The 18,992-nt window shown below is 72.1% G+C and carries 14 protein-coding genes; 11 read left to right on the top strand and 3 right to left on the bottom strand.

The window, feature by feature from the left end:
* A partial coding sequence (locus ACWD4U_RS22330) for a glycoside hydrolase family 3 protein (RefSeq protein ID WP_449787269.1) occupies positions 1-1,178 on the bottom strand: 1,178 nt, incomplete at its 3' end.
* A 211-nt stretch (positions 1,179-1,389) separates the two neighbouring features.
* Between ACWD4U_RS22330 and ACWD4U_RS22325 the strand changes: the two genes are divergently transcribed.
* The 8 genes from ACWD4U_RS22325 to ACWD4U_RS22290 all read left to right on the top strand — a co-directional run bounded on the left by ACWD4U_RS22325 (position 1,390) and on the right by ACWD4U_RS22290 (position 12,582).
* The gene (locus ACWD4U_RS22325) at positions 1,390-3,063 is read left to right on the top strand and encodes an ABC transporter substrate-binding protein (protein WP_363454066.1); all 1,674 of its coding nucleotides are present in this window, start codon (positions 1,390-1,392) and stop codon (positions 3,061-3,063) included.
* Positions 3,060-4,007 carry an ABC transporter permease gene (locus tag ACWD4U_RS22320; protein WP_363454068.1) on the top strand — a complete coding sequence of 316 codons (948 nt, stop codon included), beginning with the start codon at positions 3,060-3,062 and terminating at the stop codon, positions 4,005-4,007. Before ACWD4U_RS22325 ends, ACWD4U_RS22320 begins: the two co-directional genes overlap by 4 nt.
* Positions 4,004-4,987 (top strand): carbohydrate ABC transporter permease, encoded by a 984-nt coding sequence (locus ACWD4U_RS22315; protein WP_363454070.1) that lies wholly within the window; start codon positions 4,004-4,006, stop codon positions 4,985-4,987. The genes ACWD4U_RS22320 and ACWD4U_RS22315 overlap by 4 nt, the downstream gene beginning before the upstream one ends.
* A gap of 28 nt (positions 4,988-5,015) precedes the next feature.
* Entirely contained in the window at positions 5,016-6,044 is a 1,029-nt protein-coding gene (locus ACWD4U_RS22310; protein ID WP_363454072.1) for a LacI family DNA-binding transcriptional regulator, read from the top strand.
* A 66-nt stretch (positions 6,045-6,110) separates the two neighbouring features.
* Complete coding sequence (locus ACWD4U_RS22305; RefSeq protein ID WP_363454074.1) at positions 6,111-8,255, top strand: glycoside hydrolase family 36 protein; 2,145 nt, start codon at positions 6,111-6,113, stop codon at positions 8,253-8,255.
* Positions 8,256-8,375: 120 nt separating this feature from the next.
* Positions 8,376-9,887 carry a glycoside hydrolase family 43 protein gene (locus ACWD4U_RS22300; protein WP_363454076.1) on the top strand — a complete coding sequence of 504 codons (1,512 nt, stop codon included), beginning with the start codon at positions 8,376-8,378 and terminating at the stop codon, positions 9,885-9,887.
* A 43-nt stretch (positions 9,888-9,930) separates the two neighbouring features.
* Complete coding sequence (locus ACWD4U_RS22295) at positions 9,931-11,676, top strand: cellulase family glycosylhydrolase (RefSeq protein WP_363454078.1); 1,746 nt, start codon at positions 9,931-9,933, stop codon at positions 11,674-11,676.
* A gap of 39 nt (positions 11,677-11,715) precedes the next feature.
* Positions 11,716-12,582 carry a zinc-dependent alcohol dehydrogenase family protein gene (locus tag ACWD4U_RS22290; RefSeq protein ID WP_363454080.1) on the top strand — a complete coding sequence of 289 codons (867 nt, stop codon included), beginning with the start codon at positions 11,716-11,718 and terminating at the stop codon, positions 12,580-12,582.
* Between the two features lie 175 nt (positions 12,583-12,757).
* On the opposite strand, the gene ACWD4U_RS22285 is transcribed toward ACWD4U_RS22290, so the two are convergent.
* Entirely contained in the window at positions 12,758-14,953 is a 2,196-nt protein-coding gene (locus ACWD4U_RS22285) for an MMPL family transporter (RefSeq protein WP_363454082.1), read from the bottom strand.
* A 262-nt stretch (positions 14,954-15,215) separates the two neighbouring features.
* Between ACWD4U_RS22285 and ACWD4U_RS22280 the strand changes: the two genes are divergently transcribed.
* The 3 genes from ACWD4U_RS22280 to ACWD4U_RS22270 all read left to right on the top strand — a co-directional run bounded on the left by ACWD4U_RS22280 (position 15,216) and on the right by ACWD4U_RS22270 (position 18,407).
* Positions 15,216-16,487 carry a sensor histidine kinase gene (locus ACWD4U_RS22280; protein WP_363454084.1) on the top strand — a complete coding sequence of 424 codons (1,272 nt, stop codon included), beginning with the start codon at positions 15,216-15,218 and terminating at the stop codon, positions 16,485-16,487.
* On the top strand, positions 16,484-17,182 hold the full coding sequence (locus ACWD4U_RS22275; RefSeq protein WP_363454086.1) for a response regulator transcription factor: 699 nt from the start codon (positions 16,484-16,486) through the stop codon (positions 17,180-17,182). Before ACWD4U_RS22280 ends, ACWD4U_RS22275 begins: the two co-directional genes overlap by 4 nt.
* A gap of 283 nt (positions 17,183-17,465) precedes the next feature.
* Positions 17,466-18,407 carry a hypothetical protein gene (locus ACWD4U_RS22270; protein WP_363454088.1) on the top strand — a complete coding sequence of 314 codons (942 nt, stop codon included), beginning with the start codon at positions 17,466-17,468 and terminating at the stop codon, positions 18,405-18,407.
* A 129-nt stretch (positions 18,408-18,536) separates the two neighbouring features.
* On the opposite strand, the gene ACWD4U_RS22265 is transcribed toward ACWD4U_RS22270, so the two are convergent.
* Positions 18,537-18,782 (bottom strand): putative Ig domain-containing protein, encoded by a 246-nt coding sequence (locus ACWD4U_RS22265; protein ID WP_449787270.1) that lies wholly within the window; start codon positions 18,780-18,782, stop codon positions 18,537-18,539.
* Between the last annotated feature and the right edge of the window lie 210 nt (positions 18,783-18,992).

The following is an 18,992-nucleotide window of genomic DNA, read 5'->3' as shown; positions in this document are numbered from 1 at the left end:
GCGAGCGGGCCGAGCACCGCGACGCGCAGCGGGCCGGCGGTGGTGTCGAGCGGCAGCATGCCCTGGTTCTTCAGCAGCACGATCGACTCGGTGGCCGCCTCGCGGGCCAAGGCGCGGTGCGGGGCGCTGTCGATCACCTCGGCGCCGATGCCCGCGTACGGGTCCAGCTCGGGGTCGAACTCGCCGAGGCGCAGGCGCAGTTCGAGCTGGCGGCGGACCGCCCGGTCGACGTCCTCGGCGGTGATCAGGCCGCGCTGCAGGGCTTCGCGCAGCCGGCCGACCACCGTCTCGCTGTCCTCGCCGTGGTCGGTGAAGGAGTCGATGCCGGCCTTCAGCGCCGCCGCGTGCGACTCGGCGTGGTCGTCGAAGTAGTGCTCGGGGTCGACCAGGTTGGACGGGGCCTCCGCGTCGGAGACCACGAACAGCTCGTGCCCGGTCGGCTCGGCCCAGCGGCGCAGTTCGGTCTCCAGCAGCGGGGAGACGTGGCAGGGGCGGCCGTTGACCAGGTTGTAGGCGGCCATCACGCCGGTCGCGGCGCCGGAGGCGACGACCGGCCGGAACGCGGCGAGGTCGTACTCGTGCAGGACCCGGGGGCGCAGGCCGGAGGAGGTGGTGCAGCGTTCGTCCTCGTTGTTGTAGGCGAGGAAGTGCTTGAGCACGGGCGCCGCGCGCAGGTAGTCGGGGTGGTCGCCGGCCAGGCCGCGGCAGAACGCCTCGCCGACCCGGGCGGTGTGCACCGGGTCCTCGGAGTAGCCCTCCTCGTTGCGGCCCCAGCGCGGGTCGCGCAGCAGGTTCAGCACCGGCGCCCAGGCCTGCAGGCTGTTGGGCCCGCGGTCGGGGGCGACCGCCGGGGGGCGCTGGTGGTGGAACGCCCGCAGCTCGGTCGAGACCGCCTCGGCGACCCGGCGGACCAGGTCCTCGTCCCAGCTCGCGCCGAGGCCGACCGCCTGCGGGAAGGAGGTGGCCACGCCCAGCCAGGACACCCCGTGCAGGGCCTCGGCGCCGGTGCGGAACGCGGCAACTCCCAGGCGGGGGACGGCCGGTGCGTACTGGTGCAGCATCGCCAGCCGCTCGTCGGGAGCGAGCCGGTCGAGCAGGTCGTCGACGCGCTTGTCCAACGGTAGCGCGGGATCCCGGAACGGGAACAGGCCGGTGGCGGGCGTGGGCGTGGCACTCACGTGGGTAGACCCCTCGGGCAGATGGTCGAGGCTCGTTCGTCGAAGCCCATCGACGCTGACATGGCGCGCTCGTACGTGTCAACAGCCTTGCTGTGCCTGGAATTTATATTTGTTCAGGCCCTTGTCGAACCGGTAACCCATCGTTAGTGTCACCGAAACATCCAAGCGATTCGACAGTTTGCTGGAGAAGGGCCGCGCCATGAGACAAGGGTTGAACCGCCGAAGTTTCCTCAGCTCCGCCGCCACGGTCGCGGGGGCCGCCGCGATGGCGCCCCTGCTGTCCGCCTGCGGGGGCGGAGGCGGCAAGCACAAGGCCGGTGCCAACACCGAGCAGGGCCTGAAGGCCGCACTGCCCGCGTTCGTGCCCAACACCGCGGTGCCCGCGGACATCCCCGGAGTGTCGGGCGGCAGCAACGGCGCCGTGACCGACCCCGGGTTCCTCACCTACCCGGCGAACCCGGTCGCCACCGTCTCGGGCGTCCCCGGCAAGGGCGGCAGCTACACCGCCGTCACACCGTTGTGGGGCACCGTCCCGCCGGCCGGCAACTCCTTCTACGCGGCGATGAACAAGGCGCTGGGCGTCTCCTTCGAGATGAAGCCGGCCGACGGCAACAACTACAACACCATCATCCCGACCATGACGGCCGCCAAGAAGCTGCCCGACTGGATCAACCTACCGGCCTGGTGGAACTCCAACTTCAACACCGGCGGCCTCGCCGACTCCCAACTCGCCGACCTGACGCCCTACCTGGCCGGCGACAAGATCAAGAAGTACCCGAACCTCGCCGCCCTGCCCACCGGCGCCTGGCAGACGGGCGTGTGGGGCGACAAGCTCTACGGCATCCCCTGCTTCTCCACCGCCATGCCGCTCCCGGGCGCGGTCTTCTACCGCCGCGACCTGCTGGAGGCCAAGGGCATCACCGCCGACCAGGTCAAGTCCGCCGACGACCTGATGAACCTCGGCAAGGAGCTCACCGACGCCAAGGGCGGCGTGTGGGCCTTCGACGACGTCTGGACCTACCTGTCGATCGCCTGGGGCATCCCCGCCAAGTGGATCCTCAAGGACGGCAAGCTGGTCCACAAGTACGAGATGCCGGAGTTTCTGGAGGCGCTGGACTGGCACTACAAGCTGGCCACCTCCGGCTACCTGCACCCCGACGCGATCGCCGGCAACAACGCCGACGGCGGCACCCGCTTCTACGCCGGCAAGACCCTGATCGGCGGCGGCGGCCTCGGCGCCTGGAACCTCGCCGACCACCAGTCCGGCATCGCCGCCAACCCGGCCTACCGGCGCGGCGCGTTCAACATCATGACCGCCTCCGGCACCGGCACCCCGCAGATCTTCATGGGCTCCTCGTCCAGCATGCTGAGCTACCTCAACGCGAAGCTGAGGCCGGAGCAGATCGAGGAGCTGCTCGCCGTCGCCAACTACCTGGCCGCGCCGTACGGTTCGGCCGAGTACACGCTGGTCAACTTCGGCGTCGAGGGGGTCCACTACAACCGGGTGAACGGTGTGCCCACCGCTACCGAGGAGGGCAAGAAGGACGTCCAGGCGACGACCTTCCCGTTCCTGGCCGCCCCGCCCTCGGTGATCTCCAACCCCGGCGGCGACCAGGTCACCAAGGACTTCACCGCCTGGCAGGCCGCCAACGTCAAGACCCTCTACAAGCCGCTGTTCTGGAACATGAACCTCAGCATGCCGCAGACGATGGCCACCGCCGACAGCGGACAGGCCGTCGAGGACACCATCAAGGACTGCTACCACGGCAAGAAGAAGGTCTCGGACGTGCAGGCCGCCATCTCCACCTGGAAGTCCAACGGCGGTGACCGGCTGAAGGAGTGGATGACCGACAACGTCCTGAACAAGTACGGAACCGGGCAGTGAGCGCCGCGCGGTCGGAGCGGGGCGGAACCGGCAAGCTGCTGAACTGGCGGACGAGACTGCGGCGCGACAAGTCGCTGCTGCTGATGACCGTGCCCGCCGTGGTCCTCCTGCTGGTCTTCAACTACGCGCCGCTGTTCGGCCTGGTCACCGCGTTCCAGTACTACGACCCGCTGGTAGGCGTGCGCGACAGCGAATGGGCCGGCCTCGCGCAGTTCCAGCAGCTGTTCAACGACCCCCTGTTCTGGGGGGCGTTGAGGAACACCCTGTGGCTCAGCTTCGTCCAACTGGTGCTGTTCTTCCCCGTCCCGGTCGCGCTGGCCCTGCTGCTCAACACGGTGCTCAGCGAACGACTGCGGAACTTCATCCAGTCCGTGGTCTACCTGCCGCACTTCTTCTCCTGGGTGCTGGCCATCACCATCTTCCAGCAGATGCTCGGCGGCGCCGGGATCCTCAACCACTTCCTGCGCCAGCACGACATGCAGCCCTGGGACATCACGACCAACCCGCACACCTTCGCGCTGCTGGTCACCTCCCAGGCGGTGTGGAAGGAAGCCGGCTGGGGGATCATCGTCTTCCTCGCCGCCCTCGCCGCGATCAACAGCGAACTGTACGAGGCCGCCGCGGCGGACGGCGCCGGACGCTGGCGCCGGATGTGGCACATCACGCTGCCCGGCCTGCGCGGCGTGATCGTGCTGATGCTGGTGCTGCGCCTGGGCAACGCGCTGTCGGTCGGCTTCGAGCAGTTCCTGATCCAGCGCGAGGCGGTCGGCCACGAGACCGCCGACGTGCTGGACACCTTCTCCTTCTACTACGGCATCACCAACGGCAACTACAGCTTCGGCGCGGCGGCCGGCCTCTTCAAGAGCGTCATCTCGCTACTGCTGATCTGGGGCGCCAACAAACTGGCGCACGCCTTCGGCGAGGACGGGTTGTACCGGAAATGACGAACGCTCACCCCACACTCCGCTCCGGCGCCGCCCACGCCGCCTCCCGGCCGGTGCGGACCGGCCGCCGCGCCCGGGCCCGGGCCGGGCGGGCCCCTTGGGAGGAACCGCCCACGGTCATCGGCCAGACCGCCAAGGGCATCACCCTGACCGGCGTCCTCGCGGTGGTCGTCGTGCCGCTCTGGATCATCGTGCTGACCAGCTTCTCCACCCCCGGCGCCGTCAACCGGGCCGGCGGGCTGGTGATCTGGCCCGACGGCCTCAGCACGGAGGCCTACCGGCAGATGCTCGGCGACGGCACGGTGCGCACCGCGCTGATGGTCAGCCTGGGCATCACCCTGGTCGGCACCGCCGTGTCGATGGTGGTCTCGGTGCTCTGCGCGTACGGGCTGTCGCGCTCGCGCTCGCTCGGGCACCGCACGATCCTCAGCCTGCTGATCGTCACGATGTTCGTCAGCGGCGGCCTGATCCCCAGCTTCCTGGTGGTCACCGGCCTCGGCGGCTACGGCCAGTGGTGGTCGCTGATCCTGCCCAGCGCGGTGTCGGTGTTCAACATCCTGGTGCTGCGCGCCTTCTACTCCACCACCTCCAGCGACCTGATCGACGCCGCCCGGATCGACGGCGCGGGCGACTGGCGGATCCTGTGGTCCGTCGTGCTGCCCACCTCCCGGGCCGTCACCGCGGTGATCGCCCTGTTCTACGGCGTCGGCTACTGGAACTCCTTCTTCAACGTGATGCTCTACATGCCCACCGACGCCCAGAAGTGGCCGCTGCAGTACGTACTGCTGACCTACGTCAACCGTGGCAACGGCCTGCCCGGATCCGTGAACTCCGGCTTCGGCAGCACCCATGCGCAGACCGCGCCGCTGTCCCTGCAGATGGCCGTCGTGGTCCTGACCCTGGTCCCGCTGCTGCTGGTCTACCCGTTCATGCAGAAGCACTTCCGGGCCGGTGTGCTCACCGGCGCGATCAAGGGCTGAGCCGACACACACCGAAGGAAGTGGACCGATGGTGACCCTCGTCGATGTGGCCAGGTATGCGGGCGTGTCCGCCAGTACCGTGAGCTATGCGCTGAGCGGGAAGCGATCGATCTCGCGGAAGACCCGCGACCGCATCGAGCAGGCGATCGCCACGCTCGACTACCACCCCAACGCGGGTGCGCGGGCGCTGGCCGGGAAGCGGTCGCACATCATCGCCCTGATGGTGCCGCTGCACACCGAGGTGCACGTGCCGACCATGATGGAGATCGCCATCGCGGTCACCGTGGCGGCCCGCGAGCACGGCTACGACGTGCTGCTGCTCACCAACGACGAGGGCCCCGACGGCGTCCAGCGGGTCGCCGCCAGCGGCCTGGCCGACGGCGTCATCCTGATGGACGTCCGCCTGGACGACGAGCGCGTCCCCGTGCTGCACGCACGGGGCGTGCCCGCCGCGCTGATCGGCCTGCCCGCCGACCCGGCCGGACTGTCCTGCGTCGACCACGACTTCGCCACCGCGGGCGCCCTGTGCGCCGACCACCTCGCCGACCTCGGCCACCGCGACGTCGCCTTCATCGGCTACGGCAGCGCCGTCTACCAGCGCCACGCCGGCTACGCCGAACGCACCCTGACCGGCTTCCGGGAACGCGCCGAGGCCCGCGGCCTGCGGTCCTTGCACCGCCCCTGCGAGGGCACCTACGAGTCCACCGCCGGCACCCTGGCCAGGATCCTCGCCGACCGCCCCGACACCACCGCCTTCGTGGTCCAGAACGAACGCGCCATCGGCCCGCTGCTCTCCCTGCTCCGGGCCGGCGGGCGGACTGTCCCGGAGGACGCCTCGGTGATCGCGATCTGCCCCGACGTCCTGGCCGAACAGCACTCCCCCCGCCTCACCTCCGTCTCCAGCCCGAAGAAGGAACTCGGCCAACTCGCCGTCGACCAGGTCATGGCCAGGATCGACGCGCACGCCGAGGCCCGCGACCCGGAGGACCGACTCCTCCTGATGCCACCGGAACTGGTGGTCCGCGAAAGCACCGCCCCGGCCCCGCGCCGCACCTGACACACCGGCCGCGGCCGGCAACGCGCGAGCCGCCCCCGACGTGTCTCTCCGCCGAAGGAGGGCATCATGACCGACCCGCACGAGACGATCCGCTGGGGCCACGACGCCCTGGAGCTGGAGATCGCCCTGGACGACCAGGGGGCCGCTCGCCTGGTCCGGCTCGGCGCACCGGGAGAGGGGAGCACCGCCCCGCGCCCCGGCGCACCGCTGCCGCTGGTGGAGGTGACGACCGCCGGCCTCGGCCGCTACTGGTCGGGCCGACACCTCGTCAACACCGTCCTCGGCGCGCGCCTGCGCCACCGCTCGCACCACGCTGCCCGGGACGGCGACCAGCACGTGCTCACCGTCGAACTCCACGAGCCGGAGACCGGCTTGACCGCCGTGGCGGTCTACCGGTCGACGGACGGCCTGCCGGTGCTGCGCAGCGAAGTCCTGCTGCGCAACGAAGGGTCGCGGACGCTGCACCTGGAGTCGGTCGGCTCGCTCGTGACGGGTGGTCTGACCGGAGGCGCTCCGACTGCCCTGGACGATGCCGAGCTGCTGTGGGCGGAGAACGAGTGGTTCGCCGAATTCCGCTGGCAGCGCGAGCCGCTACGGGCGTCCTCGCCGGAGCGCAGCGGCCGCTTCCACACGACCGCCGGCCGCAGCACCCGTGTCGTGGCCGGGCAGGGCGTGTGGTCCAGCTGCGGCCGGCTGCCGATGGGCGGACTGACGGACCGTCGGTCCGGGCGGACCTGGCTGTGGCAGATCGAGCACAACGGCGGTGGCTGGCGCTGGGAGTGCGGGGTGCGCGACGACACCGCGTACGCCGCACTGTACGGCCCGAACGACGCCGACCACGGCTGGCGCCACCCGCTGGAGCCCGGCGCGGAGTTCCGCACCGTGCCGGTGGCTCTCGCGCTCTCCTCGGACGGTGGTCCGGACGGCGCCTTCGCCGCCCTGACCCGCTACCGCCGCGCCACCCGCCGCCCGCACCGGGACCACACCGAGCTGCCGGTGATCTTCAACGACTACATGAACTGCCTGATGGGCGACCCCACGTCGGACAAGCTGCTGCCGCTGGTGGACGCCGCCGCCGACGCCGGCGCGGAGTACTTCGTCATCGACGCCGGCTGGTACGCCGAGCAGGACGACAACTGGTGGGAGAGCGTCGGGGCGTGGCAACCCTCGGTCTCCCGCTTCCCCGGGCCGGGCGGGATCCACCAGGTGCTGGACCGCATCCGCGAGCGCGGCATGGTGCCCGGCCTGTGGCTGGAGCCGGAGGCGGTCGGGGTGTCCAGCCCGCTGGCGAAGTCACTGCCCGAGGAGGCGTTCTTCCGGCGCGACGGGCAGCGGATCGAGGAGGGCGGCGGCCGCCACCACCTCGACCTGCGTCACCCCGCGGCCCGGGCGCACCTGGACGCGGTGGTGGACCGCCTGGTCGGCGACTGGGGCGTCGGCTACCTGAAACTGGACCACAACACCGACCCCGGCTCCGGCACCAGCGCCCACCCCGGGGAGGCCCCGGCGGCCGGTCTGCTCGGCCACAACCGGGCCCAACTCGACTGGCTGGACGGCCTGTTGGACCGGCACCCCGAGCTGGTGCTGGAGAACTGCGCGTCCGGCGGCATGCGGCTCGACCACGCGCTGCTGTCCCGGATGCAGGTGCAGTCCACCAGCGACCAGCAGGACCTGCTGCGCTACGCCCCGATCGCTGCTGCCGCCCCGACCGCGGTCACTCCCGAGCAGAGCGCTTGCTGGGCGTACCCGCTGCCCGAGGACTCGCTCGACGAGGTGGCGTTGACCATGGCGAACGCGCTGCTCGGCCGCATCCACCTGTCCGGTCGGCTCACCGAACTCGCCCCGGAAGCACGGGACTTGGTACATGAGGCGGTCGCCGTCCACAAGTCGATCCGGGCCGACCTGCCGACGGCGCTGCCCGCCTGGCCGCTCGGGCTCCCGGGCTGGGAGGACGCGTGGATCGCCCTGGCGCTCCACACCCCCGCCACCACCTACGTCACCGCCTGGCGGCGCTCCGGCGAGGAGGCCGCCAGGGATCTCCCCCTGCCGCACCTGGCCGGCGCCGATGTCCGGGTCGAGGTGCTCTACCCGGCGGGCGGCAAGGCCTCCACCGCCTGGCGCGCCGAGACCGGTGACCTCACCCTGACCCTGCCGGCCGCCCCGTCCGCCGTCCTGCTGCGCCTCACCGAGGACCCGTCCGGCAGGAGTTGACGATCCATCAGGGGATCGCGCGTCCGGACCGCCGGCGTCCGACCGACCGGACCGGGTGCTCATCTGTCATGCCCAGATCACGCCCAACCCTGCACCGAAGCCCCGAAAGGAACCGACCGCGTGTCAGACCAGCCCCAGCCGACCGGCACCGTCCCCAACCCGGTGATCCCCGGCTTCCACCCCGACCCCAGCGTCTGCCGCGTGGGCGACGACTACTACCTCGCCTGCTCCAGCTTCGAGTACTTCCCCGGCATCCCCGTCTTCCACAGCCGCGACCTGGTCCACTGGCGGCAGATCGGCAACGCCCTGGACCGCCCGAGCCAGCTGCGGCTCCCGCTCGACAAGCCCTCCTCCGGCGGGATCTACGCCCCCACGCTGCGCCACCACGACGGCCGGTTCCACCTGATCGTCACCAACGTCAGCGACCGCGGCAACATGCTCCTCACCGCCACCGACCCGGCCGGTCCGTGGTCCGACCCGGTCCACATGCCCGGAGTCCCCGGGATCGACCCGGACCTCGCCTGGGACGAGGACGGCACCTGCTGGGTCACCGTGGCCGGCGTCTCGCAGGTCCGGCTCGACCCGACGACCGGCGAGGTCCTCGGCGAGCCGCAGCGGATCTGGTCCGGCACTCCCGGCACCCTCGCCCCCGAGGCCCCGCACCTGTACCGGATCGGCGAGTACTGGTACCTGATGATCGCCGAGGGCGGCACCGAACGCGGCCACGGCGTCTCCGTCGCCCGCGGCCGAACCCCGTCCGGGCCGTTCGAGCCCTGCCCGCACAACCCGGTCCTGACCCACCGCAGCACCGCCCGCCCCGTCCAGAACACCGGCCACGCCGACCTCGTCCAGGCGCCCGACGGCTCCTGGTGGATGGTGCTGCTCGCCGTGCGGCCGCGCGGCGGCACCCCTGGCTGGCACGTGCTCGGCCGGGAGACCTTCCTCACCCCGGTCGAGTGGGTGGACGGCTGGCCGGTGGTCGGCGAGGTCACCCTCGAACTGCCCACCCCCTCTTGGCCGTTGCACCCAGTGCCGGAGGTGCCGGCCCGGGACGACTTCGACCAGGCCGAGCTGGACCGGCAGTGGATCTCGGTGCGCGAGCGCCCGGAGCAGCTGTGCACCACGAAGGAACGTTCCGGCTGGCTGACCCTCCGCGCCGCCGGCGCCTCCCTCGACGAGCCCGACGCGGTGTTCGTCGGCCGCCGCCAGCAGCACCTCGCCTGCCGCGCCCGCACCCTGATCGACCCCACCGACGGCCGCGGCGGCCTGGCCGTCCGGCTGGACGAGGAGCACCACTACGAGATCGAAGCAGGCGGCGGCGAGGTGAAGGTCCTCGCCCGGGTCGGCTCGCTGCGGAGCGAGGTCGCCTCCGTGCCGGTGCCCACCGGAGCGGTGGTGCTCGGCCTGGAGATCGCCCCGGAGCCCCCGCGCGGCGCACGGACCGGACCGGACACCCTCTCCTTCGGCATCGAGGAGCCGGACGGCACCTTCACCGTGCTCGCCTCGCTCGGCGGCCGCTACCTGTCCACCGAGGTCGCCGGCGGCTTCACCGGCCGGGTCATCGGCATGTACGCCGCGGCCGGGACGGTCCACTTCGACCGGTTCGACTACGAAGCCATTCCGCTTCCCTGACCACCCGTCAGCTCTTCATCACTCCGCGCGAAAGGGACTACTCGTGAACGACGCACAGCAGACCGCACACCCGCGCAGCCGCCGACTCCGGTGGACGGCCGGCCTCGTGGTGGCCCTGGTCACCGCGGGCAGCCTCGCCGGCGGCACCGCGGTCGCCGCACCGGCCGACCACGCCAAGGACCGGCCCCGGCCGGTCCGGGTCCCGACCGACCCGATGGCCGCCGTGGCCCAGATGCAGCCCAGCTGGAACCTCGGCAACACCTTCGACGCCCTCCCCGACGAGACCTCCTGGGGCAACCCGCTCACCACCAAGGCCACCTTCGACGGCCTCAAGGCGCAGGGCTTCCGCAGCGTCCGCATCCCCGTCTCCTGGTACCCGCACCAGTCCGCCACCGCCCCCTACACCATCGACGCGGCGTGGATGGCGCGGGTCAAGCAGGTCGTCGACTGGGCCCTGGCGGACGGCCTCTACGTCGAGATCAACGTCCACCACGACTCCTGGCAGTGGATCGCGAACATGTCCGCCGACCACGACAACGTGCTGGCGCGGTTCGACGCGACCTGGCAGCAGATCGCCGCCGCCTTCAAGGACGAGCCGCGTGCGCTGCTGATGGAAAGCATCAACGAGCCGCAGTTCTCCAACGCGACCGACGCCCAGAAGACCCAGTACCTGCGGGAGCTCAACACCTCGTTCCACCGCATCGTCCGGGGCAGCGGCGGCCAGAACAAGGACCGCCTGCTCGTCCTGCCCTCGGAGGAGACCAACAACGCCCAGCACTGGCTCGACGACCTGTCGACCACGATGAACACGCTGCACGACCGCAACCTGGTCGCCACCGTGCACTACTACAGCTGGTACCCGTTCAGCGTGAACATCGCCAACGGCCCGACCTACGACGCCACGGCCCAGGCCGATTTGCACGACGGCTTCGCCCGGGTGCACAACACCTTCGTCGCCAAGGGCGTCCCCGTCTACCTCGGCGAGTTCGGCCTGCTCACCTCGCCCTACTCCGGCGTGGTCGAGCGCGGGGAGATGCTGAAGTACTTCGAGCACGTCAGCTACGAGGCGCGGGCCAACGGCATGACCACCGCCGTCTGGGATGCCGCCAACGACTTCCTGAACCGCTCCACCATGCAGTGGATGGTCCCCGAGATGAAGGCCCTGATCCAGACCTCCTGGCGGACCCGCTCGGGCACCGCCTCCTCCGACAACGTCTTCGTGCCGGCCTCCGGTGCCATCCCGGCGCAGACCATCACCCTGAACCCCAACGGGCTCTCGTTCGCGGGGTTGTGGCAGGGCGACACCCCGCTGACCCCGTCCCTCGACTACACCCTCAGCGGCGACCGGCTCACCCTGACCGCCGACGCCCTCACCCGGTTGGCGGGCGACCGCGCCACCGGCGTCAACGCCACCCTCGAGGTCCGCTACTCCAACGGCGTCCCGTGGAAGCTCTTCGTGCGCTCCTACGGCCAGGCAGTGCTGTCCGATGCCACCGGCACCATCGACGGGCTCACCATCCCGACCCGGTTCAACGGTTCCCTGATGGCCAACGTCGAGTCCACGTACGCCGACGGCACCGCCGCCGGCCCGGCCTCCTGGACCACCTACCAGTCCTTCGACAACTACCGCGCCGACTACGTCGCCGACACCACCACCGTCAAGGCCGACTTCCTCAAGTCGCTCAAGGACGACGCCCCCGTGACGCTCACCTTCCGCTTCTGGACCGGTGCCACCGTCACCTACCACCTCACCAAGTCCGGCACCACGGTCACCGGCACCGCCTCCTGACACACCACCAGGAGACCCCGGCGGGGCCGGGGTCTCCTGGTGTTCGAGGGGACGTCCGACCGAGGGCCGGAGGTCGTCGCGGTCGGCCCGGGCGCCGACCGGGTACGCGTCGGCGACCGTGTCGCCTCCACGCTCTTCCCGTCCTGGCAGGACGGCCCCTTCGCGGTCGAGCACCTCGCACAGCGCGGCGGCTCCCTGGACGGCCTGCTCACGGAGTTCGCGCTGCTCGACGCGGACTCCCTGGTGGCCGTCCCGGCGCACCTGTCGTACGAGGAGGCGGCGACCCTGCCGTGTGCGGCGGTCACGGCGTGGAACGCGCTCACCGGCGGCGGAGCGGGCCTTGGGCCCGGCCACACCGTCGTCGTACAGGGCTCCGGCGGTGTCTCCCTCTTCGCGCTCCAGTTCGCCAAGGCGCTGGGCGCGCGCGTGATCGCGACGACCAGCAGTCCCGCCAAGGCCGCGCGGCTGCGCGACCTCGGCGCGGACGAGGTCGTCGACTACTCAGCCACGCCCGACTGGGCCGCCGAGGTCCGCACGCTCACCAGCGGGCGGGGCGCCGACCACATCGTCGACGCCGCGGGCCTGCTCCGCGAGTCGGTCCGGGCCATCGCCATGACGGGCACGATCGCGTGCGTCGGTTTCGTCGGCGGAGCCGCCGTGCCCCTCGATCCCAGCGCCCTGTTCGCCTCCAACGCGACCGTCCGGACCGTCGCCGTCGGAAGCCGTGCGCAGTTCACCGCGATGAATGCCTTCATCGCAACGCACGGGCTGCGGCCGGTGATCGACCGTGTCTTCCCGTTCGACGCGGCCGTGGACGCCTACCGCTACTACATGACGGGCGGTCCGTTCGGAAAGATCGTCGTCAACCGCTCCGACACCTCCGCGCGGGTCGGGCGGCAGGGCTGACCGGCTGCAGGGCTGACGGTCGGTCAACACCCCGGTCGGCGAGGCGGCGTCAGGTCGGAGCGCCGATCGCCGGCGGGGTGGTCAGTCGACCGCGACGGTGTCCTGCGCGGCGCCGACGCGCCAGGCGCCGTGCTCCTTGACCAGGACGTCTAGCACCGTGGCGGTCGGGGGCTGGTCAGGGAACGGGGATCCGGTCCGGGGCCGGGGCCTGGACCGAGGTGGTGGGGCCGTGGCGCGGGGTGGGCCGCAGCGGCCACCAGAGGGTGCGGCCCAGGAGGGCGGCCACGGCGGGGACCAGGACCAGCGAGAGGACGACGGCGGAGAGCAGGATGCCGAGCGTCAGCGCGAAGGCGACCTGCTCGCTGCCCGGGGTGGTCGCGAGGGTGGCGAAGGAGCCGGCCAGCACCAGGCCCGCCGTGGCGATCGCCGGGGCGGTGTGGCGGACGGCTCGGGCCACCGCGCCGCGGACCGGCCCGGGGTGCTGCGTCTCCTCGCGGATCCGGTCGGTGATGAGGATGTTGTAGTCGGTGCCCAGGGCCACGACGAACAGGAACAGCACCAGCGGGAGGGTGAAGCTGACACCGGGCTTGTCCAGCAGGTGCTGGAACACCAGGGTCGAGGCGCCGAGGGTGGCGGCGAAGCCGAGCCCGACGGAGAGCATCAGCACCACCGGGGCGAGCAGGCTGCGCAGGAGCAGCAGCAGGATCAGGGCGATCAGGGCGGCCGCGACCGGGAAGACGATGGTCAGGTCGTGGTCGACGGCGCGGGAGATGTCGGCGAAGATCGCCGCCGTGCCGCCCACGTGGGCGCTCGTCCCGGCCGGGGTGTGCGCGGTCACCGCGGCGCGGACCGGGCCGGAGGCCAGGTCGCGGGCCCGCTGGCTCTGCGGCTCGGCGGTCAGGAAGAGGTCGATCCGGGCGGCCCGGTGGTCCGCGTTCAGGACGGTGCCGCCCACCTGGCCGACGCCCTCGACCTGGCCGAGCGCACGGGAGAGGCCCTCGAGCCGGCGGGCGTCCAGGGTGGCGCCGTCGGTGGCGGTGACGTAGACGCTGGTCGGGTCGGACACGCCGGCCGGCAGCGCGCGGGAGATCTCCGTGGCGGTCACGGCCGCCGGCGTCCCGGAGCCGCCGCCCTGCCCGTAGTCCATCCGGATCCCGGCCATCCCCGCGGCCAGGGCGCCGAGCAGCACGACGGAGGCGCCGAGCATCGCCAGCGGACGGCGGGCGACCAGGGCGCCGTAGCGGGCGGCGACGCCTTCGCGCGGTTCCCGGCGCAGGCTGCGGGAGGGCCAGAACATCCGGCGGCCGCAGGCGGCGAGCAGGGCCGGCATCAGGGTGAGGCTGCCCAGCAGCATGACCAGGACGGCGACGGCGATGGCCGGGCCGAGCGACCGGAACTGGCCGAAGCTCGCGACGCCCAGCGTCGCGAAGGCGGCCACGATGGTCAGCGCCGCCGAGGTGATCGCCGTGCCGACCCGGCCGGACACCTCGGCGGCGGCCTCGCGGGCGGGCTGGTCGGGCCGGGCCCGCAGCTGCTCGCGGAACCGGAAGAGCAGGAACAGCAGGTAGTCGATCCCGATGCCGAGCAGCACCACGGCGATCAGACCCGGGGTGGAGGCGTCCAGCTTGAGTCGGGTGAGCGCCGCGGCGCCGGCCACGGCCCCGTTGGCCGCGCCGCTGATCATGGCGACGGCGAGCAACGGCAGCAGCGCGGCGAGCACGCTGCGGAACACCAGGACGTTGAGCAGCACGATCAGGCCCATCACCAGGGCGCCGCCGATCGTCGTGGCGGTCCGGTTGGCGTCGGCGGTGTCGGCGGCCTCGGCCAGGCCGCCGGTGAAGCCGGTGCGCATCCCGGCCTCGCCGAACTGCGCGCGGGCACCGTCCCGGAAGGCGCGGTAGACGCTCTGGACGCCTTGGTCCGTGGCGTTCCCGGTCAGCTCGGCGGAGAGCAGTTCGAAGCTCCGGTCGGGGGCGACCATCGCCGGCGCGACCCGGGGGGTCTGGGAGTGGTCGGGCACCAGGAACTCCGGCTCGTCCTCCTTCCGGGGCATGACCACCCGGCGCTGCCCGAGCTTCGCCGCCTCCGCCTCGATCCGCTGCTGGTCGGCGGGGGTGAGGGCCTTGCCGTCGGTGCGGGCGACCAGCACCGTCACCGTGCTGGCGTCGGGCTTCACCCCGAACTGCTCCTCGGCGATCCGCAGCGCCGCGGCCGAGTCGTAGCTGCTGGGCAGGAAGTCGCCACTCTGCGACTGGGTGACGCGGGAGATCAGCATCGGGCTCAGCACGCCCAGCCCGATGCCCAGCACCACCCAGAGGGCGATCACCTTCCAGGCGTGTCTGGTGGAAAATCGGGTCAGTGCGCGGATCACGGTGTCCTCCGGCTGATGGACGCGAACGTCGGCTTCGGTACCGGGGGTTCCCGGCCGGTTTCCAGACCATCAGGTGAGAGGGGTGCCGGGCGTCCGGGCAGCGGACGATCCGGGGTCGGGGCCCCGCTCCCCCGGCCGGCCCGGAACCAGGACCGTGGTCCTGGTTCCGGGCCGGTCGCTCTCGGCCGCGGGGACCACGCCCGGCCCGGCGGGGCGATGCCAGAATGGGGGCATCATGGCTGATCAGCCCGGGAGGACCGAGATGAACGGGCGTCAGCGCCCCGGAGCGGACGCGGCAGCGCCGCCGAGCCGGACGGACGACGGCACGCCGAGCCGGACGGACGGCGGCGCGCCGGGACGGACGGACGGCAGCCCGTGGAGTCAACCCGACGCCTTGGTGGCCGTCACCGCCGGCGTGCTCGACCTGGTCGCCTACCTGCTCGTCAACCAGGTGGACGGCAGCCGCGGCGTCACCGCGTCGGGCTTCGTCCTCATCGTCCTGTCGAGCCTGCCCCTGCTCGCCCGGCGGCATCGTCCGGCGCTGGTGCTCTACGCCGTCCTGGTCCTCGAAGCGCTGATCAACGTGGTGGCTCCGATGGGCATCCACTACGGGGCCGTCCTGACGGTGGCCGTCTACTCGGCCGCCCGGCGCTGCTCCGCGCCCGTCACGGCGGCCGCCGGCGTGGTGACGGCGGTGACCACGATGCTGAGCCAGAGCCGGTTCGGCGCGCTGTCCTGGGAGGAGGTCCTCGCCCCCGTCCTCTCCACCGCGCTCGTGGCCGGCGCCGGCGCCGCGGTCTCCCGCTGGCAACGGCAGGTGGCCGCCAATCGCCAACTGCTGGCCGACCGCGCGGTCGCCGAGGAACGCCGCCGCATCGCCCGGGAGTTGCACGACATCGTGGCCCACCACATCACCACCATGCAGCTGATGGCCGGTGGCGCCCGGGCCAACCTCGGCAACCAGGAGGTGGTCCGGGACGCCCTGGTCACCCTGGAGTCCTCCGGACGGCTTGCACTGCGCGAGATGCGCCAGCTGCTGAACGTCCTGCGGGCCGGCGACGAACCGGACACCGTCCCGCCGTCGCCGCAGCCCGGGACGGAGGACCTCGAACGGCTGGTGGAGGATTCCCGCCGGGCCGGGCTGCCCACCGACCTCGACATCCGCGGCCCCCGGGTGCCGCTGCCGCCGACCGTCGGCCTGACCGTGTTCCGCATCGTCCAGGAGGCCCTCACCAACGCCCGCAAGTACGCGGGGCCGGCCAGCGCGACGGTCCGGCTGACGTACCGGGCGGACGGGATCACCGTCGAGGTGCGGGACGACGGCCTGGGCGTCACGCCCCAGGACGCCGGGCCGTCGGCCGGGGACCGCGGCGGGTACGGCCTGATCGGCATGCGCGAACGCGTCGCCCTGCACGGCGGCACGCTGGCCACCGGGCCCCGGCCGGACGGCGGCTTCGCCGTGCTGGCCGACCTGCCACTGGCCGCGGACGAGACCGCCGAGGCGGCCGTCCAGCACGGGAGGGTGGCCCGATGACCGCAACGACCACCGAGACGCCGACGACGATCCGGGTCCTGCTGGTGGACGACCAGCCGCTGGTCCGGCGCGGGCTGTTCCTGATCCTCTCGCCGGACCCGTCCTTCGAGGTGGTGGGCGAGGCCGAGGACGGCGAGCAGGCCGTCGCGCTCGCCCACCGGCTACGACCCGACGTCGTGGTGATGGACATCCGGATGCCGGTCCTGGACGGTGTCGACGCGACCGAGGTGCTGGCCCGCACCGTGCCCTCATGCAAGGTCCTCGCGCTCAGCACCTTCGACATGGACGAGTACGTGGTGGCCGCGCTGCGGGCCGGTGCCCACGGGTTCCTGCCCAAGGACGTCTCACCGGAGGACCTCGCCACGGCGATCCGCACCGTGCACGCCGGGGAGGCGGCGGTCGCCCCGCGCCTGCTCACCCGACTGATCTCCACCTACGTCCGGGCGCCCCTCGACAGCCCCCCGCCGCCCGCCGTCGCGACGGGGGATCTCACGCCGCGCGAGGTGGAAGTGTGGCGGCTGATGGCGACCGGCCTGGACAACTCCGGGATCGCCCGGGCGATGGACATCAGCAGCTCCACGGTGAAGAACCACATCACCAGCATCTTCGGCAAGCTCGACGTCCGGGACCGCGCCCAGGCGGTCATCGCGGCCTACGAGTCCGGCCTGGTCACCGCCCGTACGGGCAGCGATTGATGTCCTTGACGCGGACGCCGGAGACATCGCCGATGCGGGCGGCGGCGCAGCCGGCGAAGCGGACGATGTGACCCCAGCCGCAGTGGTGGTTGTGGGAGCGCTCGACCAGCGCGTTGGCGAGTTCGTCGAGTGCGTCCTCGGCTGCCGCGAGCCCTGAGCAGCGTGGCGATCCCGCAGTATGCCGTCATCATGACGGATCGTCGACCGTGTCCGAGCCACCTGCGGGCCCCGGTCCCCGTGGCGTCCTTCCCCCGGTTGTGGGTAGCGACCATACTCGACACTCGTGGACTCGGTGAGGCGGCAGACGCTCGACCGGGAACTGGCGCACGCGATGCGGACCGGGCCGTTCTCGGCGCTGCTGCACCTCGCGATCGAGGCCAGCGCCCTGACTCTGGATGAGTTGCAGTACCGGCTGACGGCCCACGGAGCCCGCGTATCGGTCTCGACCCTCAGTTACTGGCGCAGGGGGCGGAGCCGTCCGGAGCGGCCCGAATCGCTGCGCGCCGTCCATCTGCTGGAGAAGATACTCGACTTGCCCGAGTACGCCCTGACGGCTCAGCTCGGACCGCAGCGCCCTCGCGGCCGCTGGCTGACCCATCCCGCCGGCGGACTGGACCTGTCGGCGGCCTACGGCGGCGGTCCCGAGTTCGACGCGCTGCTGAACGACGTCGAGACCCCCGTCCACAACGGCCTGACCCGCCTGAGTGTCCACGACCTCTACTCCGTCGGGCCGACCCGCGAAGAGGTCGGTCTGACGACGCGCGCGGTGCTGCGCGCGCATGCGAACCGGATCTCCCGGTTCACGGTCACCTACCGGCAGGAGGATCCCGCCGCTCGGGCGCCTCGGCTGCGCGCTGTTCGCGGCTGCAGGGTCGGGCGGGTCCGGGCCGACGCCACGGCCGGCTTCCTGGTCGCCGAACTGGTGCTGGACCGGGTGCTGGACCGCGGCGACACGGCGGTCGTCGAATACGAGGCCTCGGACATGGCCTTCGGCGAGGTGGACTACTACTACCGCGTGTTCCCGGCGCCGGTGGGCGAGTACGTGCTGCAGGTACAGTTCGACCCCGCGGCGGTTCCGGCCCGCTGCTGGCGCTATGAGCGCAGCGTGGTCCGCGCGCCGGACCAGCGGGTACGGGAGGTGTGGGTCGGCGGGACCCAGTTGGCCCATGTGGTCGCCCTGGACGTGTCGCCGAGCGTGCTGGGAATGCGTTGGGAGTGGGACTGAGCCGACCGGACCGGACCGGACCGGGATGGAGCGCGGAGGCCGCCGGGCCCGGGACGGATCCGGGGCCCGGCGGCACGTTCCGGTGTCCGTGACGCGTTCAGCCCGACCGGCGCGCTGAGCCCGGACCGGTCAGAACACCTGGTAGGTGAAGGTCGTCGTGCCCGTGCCACCCCCGCTGTCGGTCGCGGTGACAGCCACCTGGAAGGCGCCGCCCGCGGTCGGGGTGCCGGAGATGCGGCCGCCCGGGGTGATCGAGACGCCGGGCGGCAGGCCGGTGGCGGTGAACGTCAGCGGCAGCCCGGCGCTGTCGCCGGCGCTGATCTGGATGACGGGGCCGTAGTACCTGGAGGCGTACTGGGTACCGGGGTTGTTCACGGTGACGGTGCCGCCCCCGCCGGTCCCGGTGACGGTCAGGGTGTAGGTCGTCGAGTGGGCGGTGCTCCCGGCGGTGCCGGTGACCGTCACCGAGTAGCTGCCGGCCGGCGTCGTCGCGCCGGTGCCGATGGTCAGGGTGGAACTGCTGCCGGCGGTGACCGAGGCCGGGTTGAAGGTCGCGTTCGCGCCGGAGGGCAGACCGCTGACGGA

This window comes from Kitasatospora sp. NPDC002522 (assembly GCF_053595195.1).
This window is presented reverse-complemented; position numbering and strand designations above follow the sequence as displayed.

Excerpts from the sequence above, each read along its gene's own strand:
- ACWD4U_RS22315 (WP_363454070.1), top strand. The coding sequence starts at position 4,004 with ATGACGAACGCTCACCCCACACTCCGCTCCGGCGCCGCCCACGCCGCC.
- ACWD4U_RS22310 (WP_363454072.1), top strand. The coding sequence starts at position 5,016 with ATGGTGACCCTCGTCGATGTGGCCAGGTATGCGGGCGTGTCCGCCAGT.
- ACWD4U_RS22305 (WP_363454074.1), top strand. The coding sequence starts at position 6,111 with ATGACCGACCCGCACGAGACGATCCGCTGGGGCCACGACGCCCTGGAG.
- ACWD4U_RS22280 (WP_363454084.1), top strand. The coding sequence starts at position 15,216 with ATGAACGGGCGTCAGCGCCCCGGAGCGGACGCGGCAGCGCCGCCGAGC.
- ACWD4U_RS22275 (WP_363454086.1), top strand. The coding sequence starts at position 16,484 with ATGACCGCAACGACCACCGAGACGCCGACGACGATCCGGGTCCTGCTG.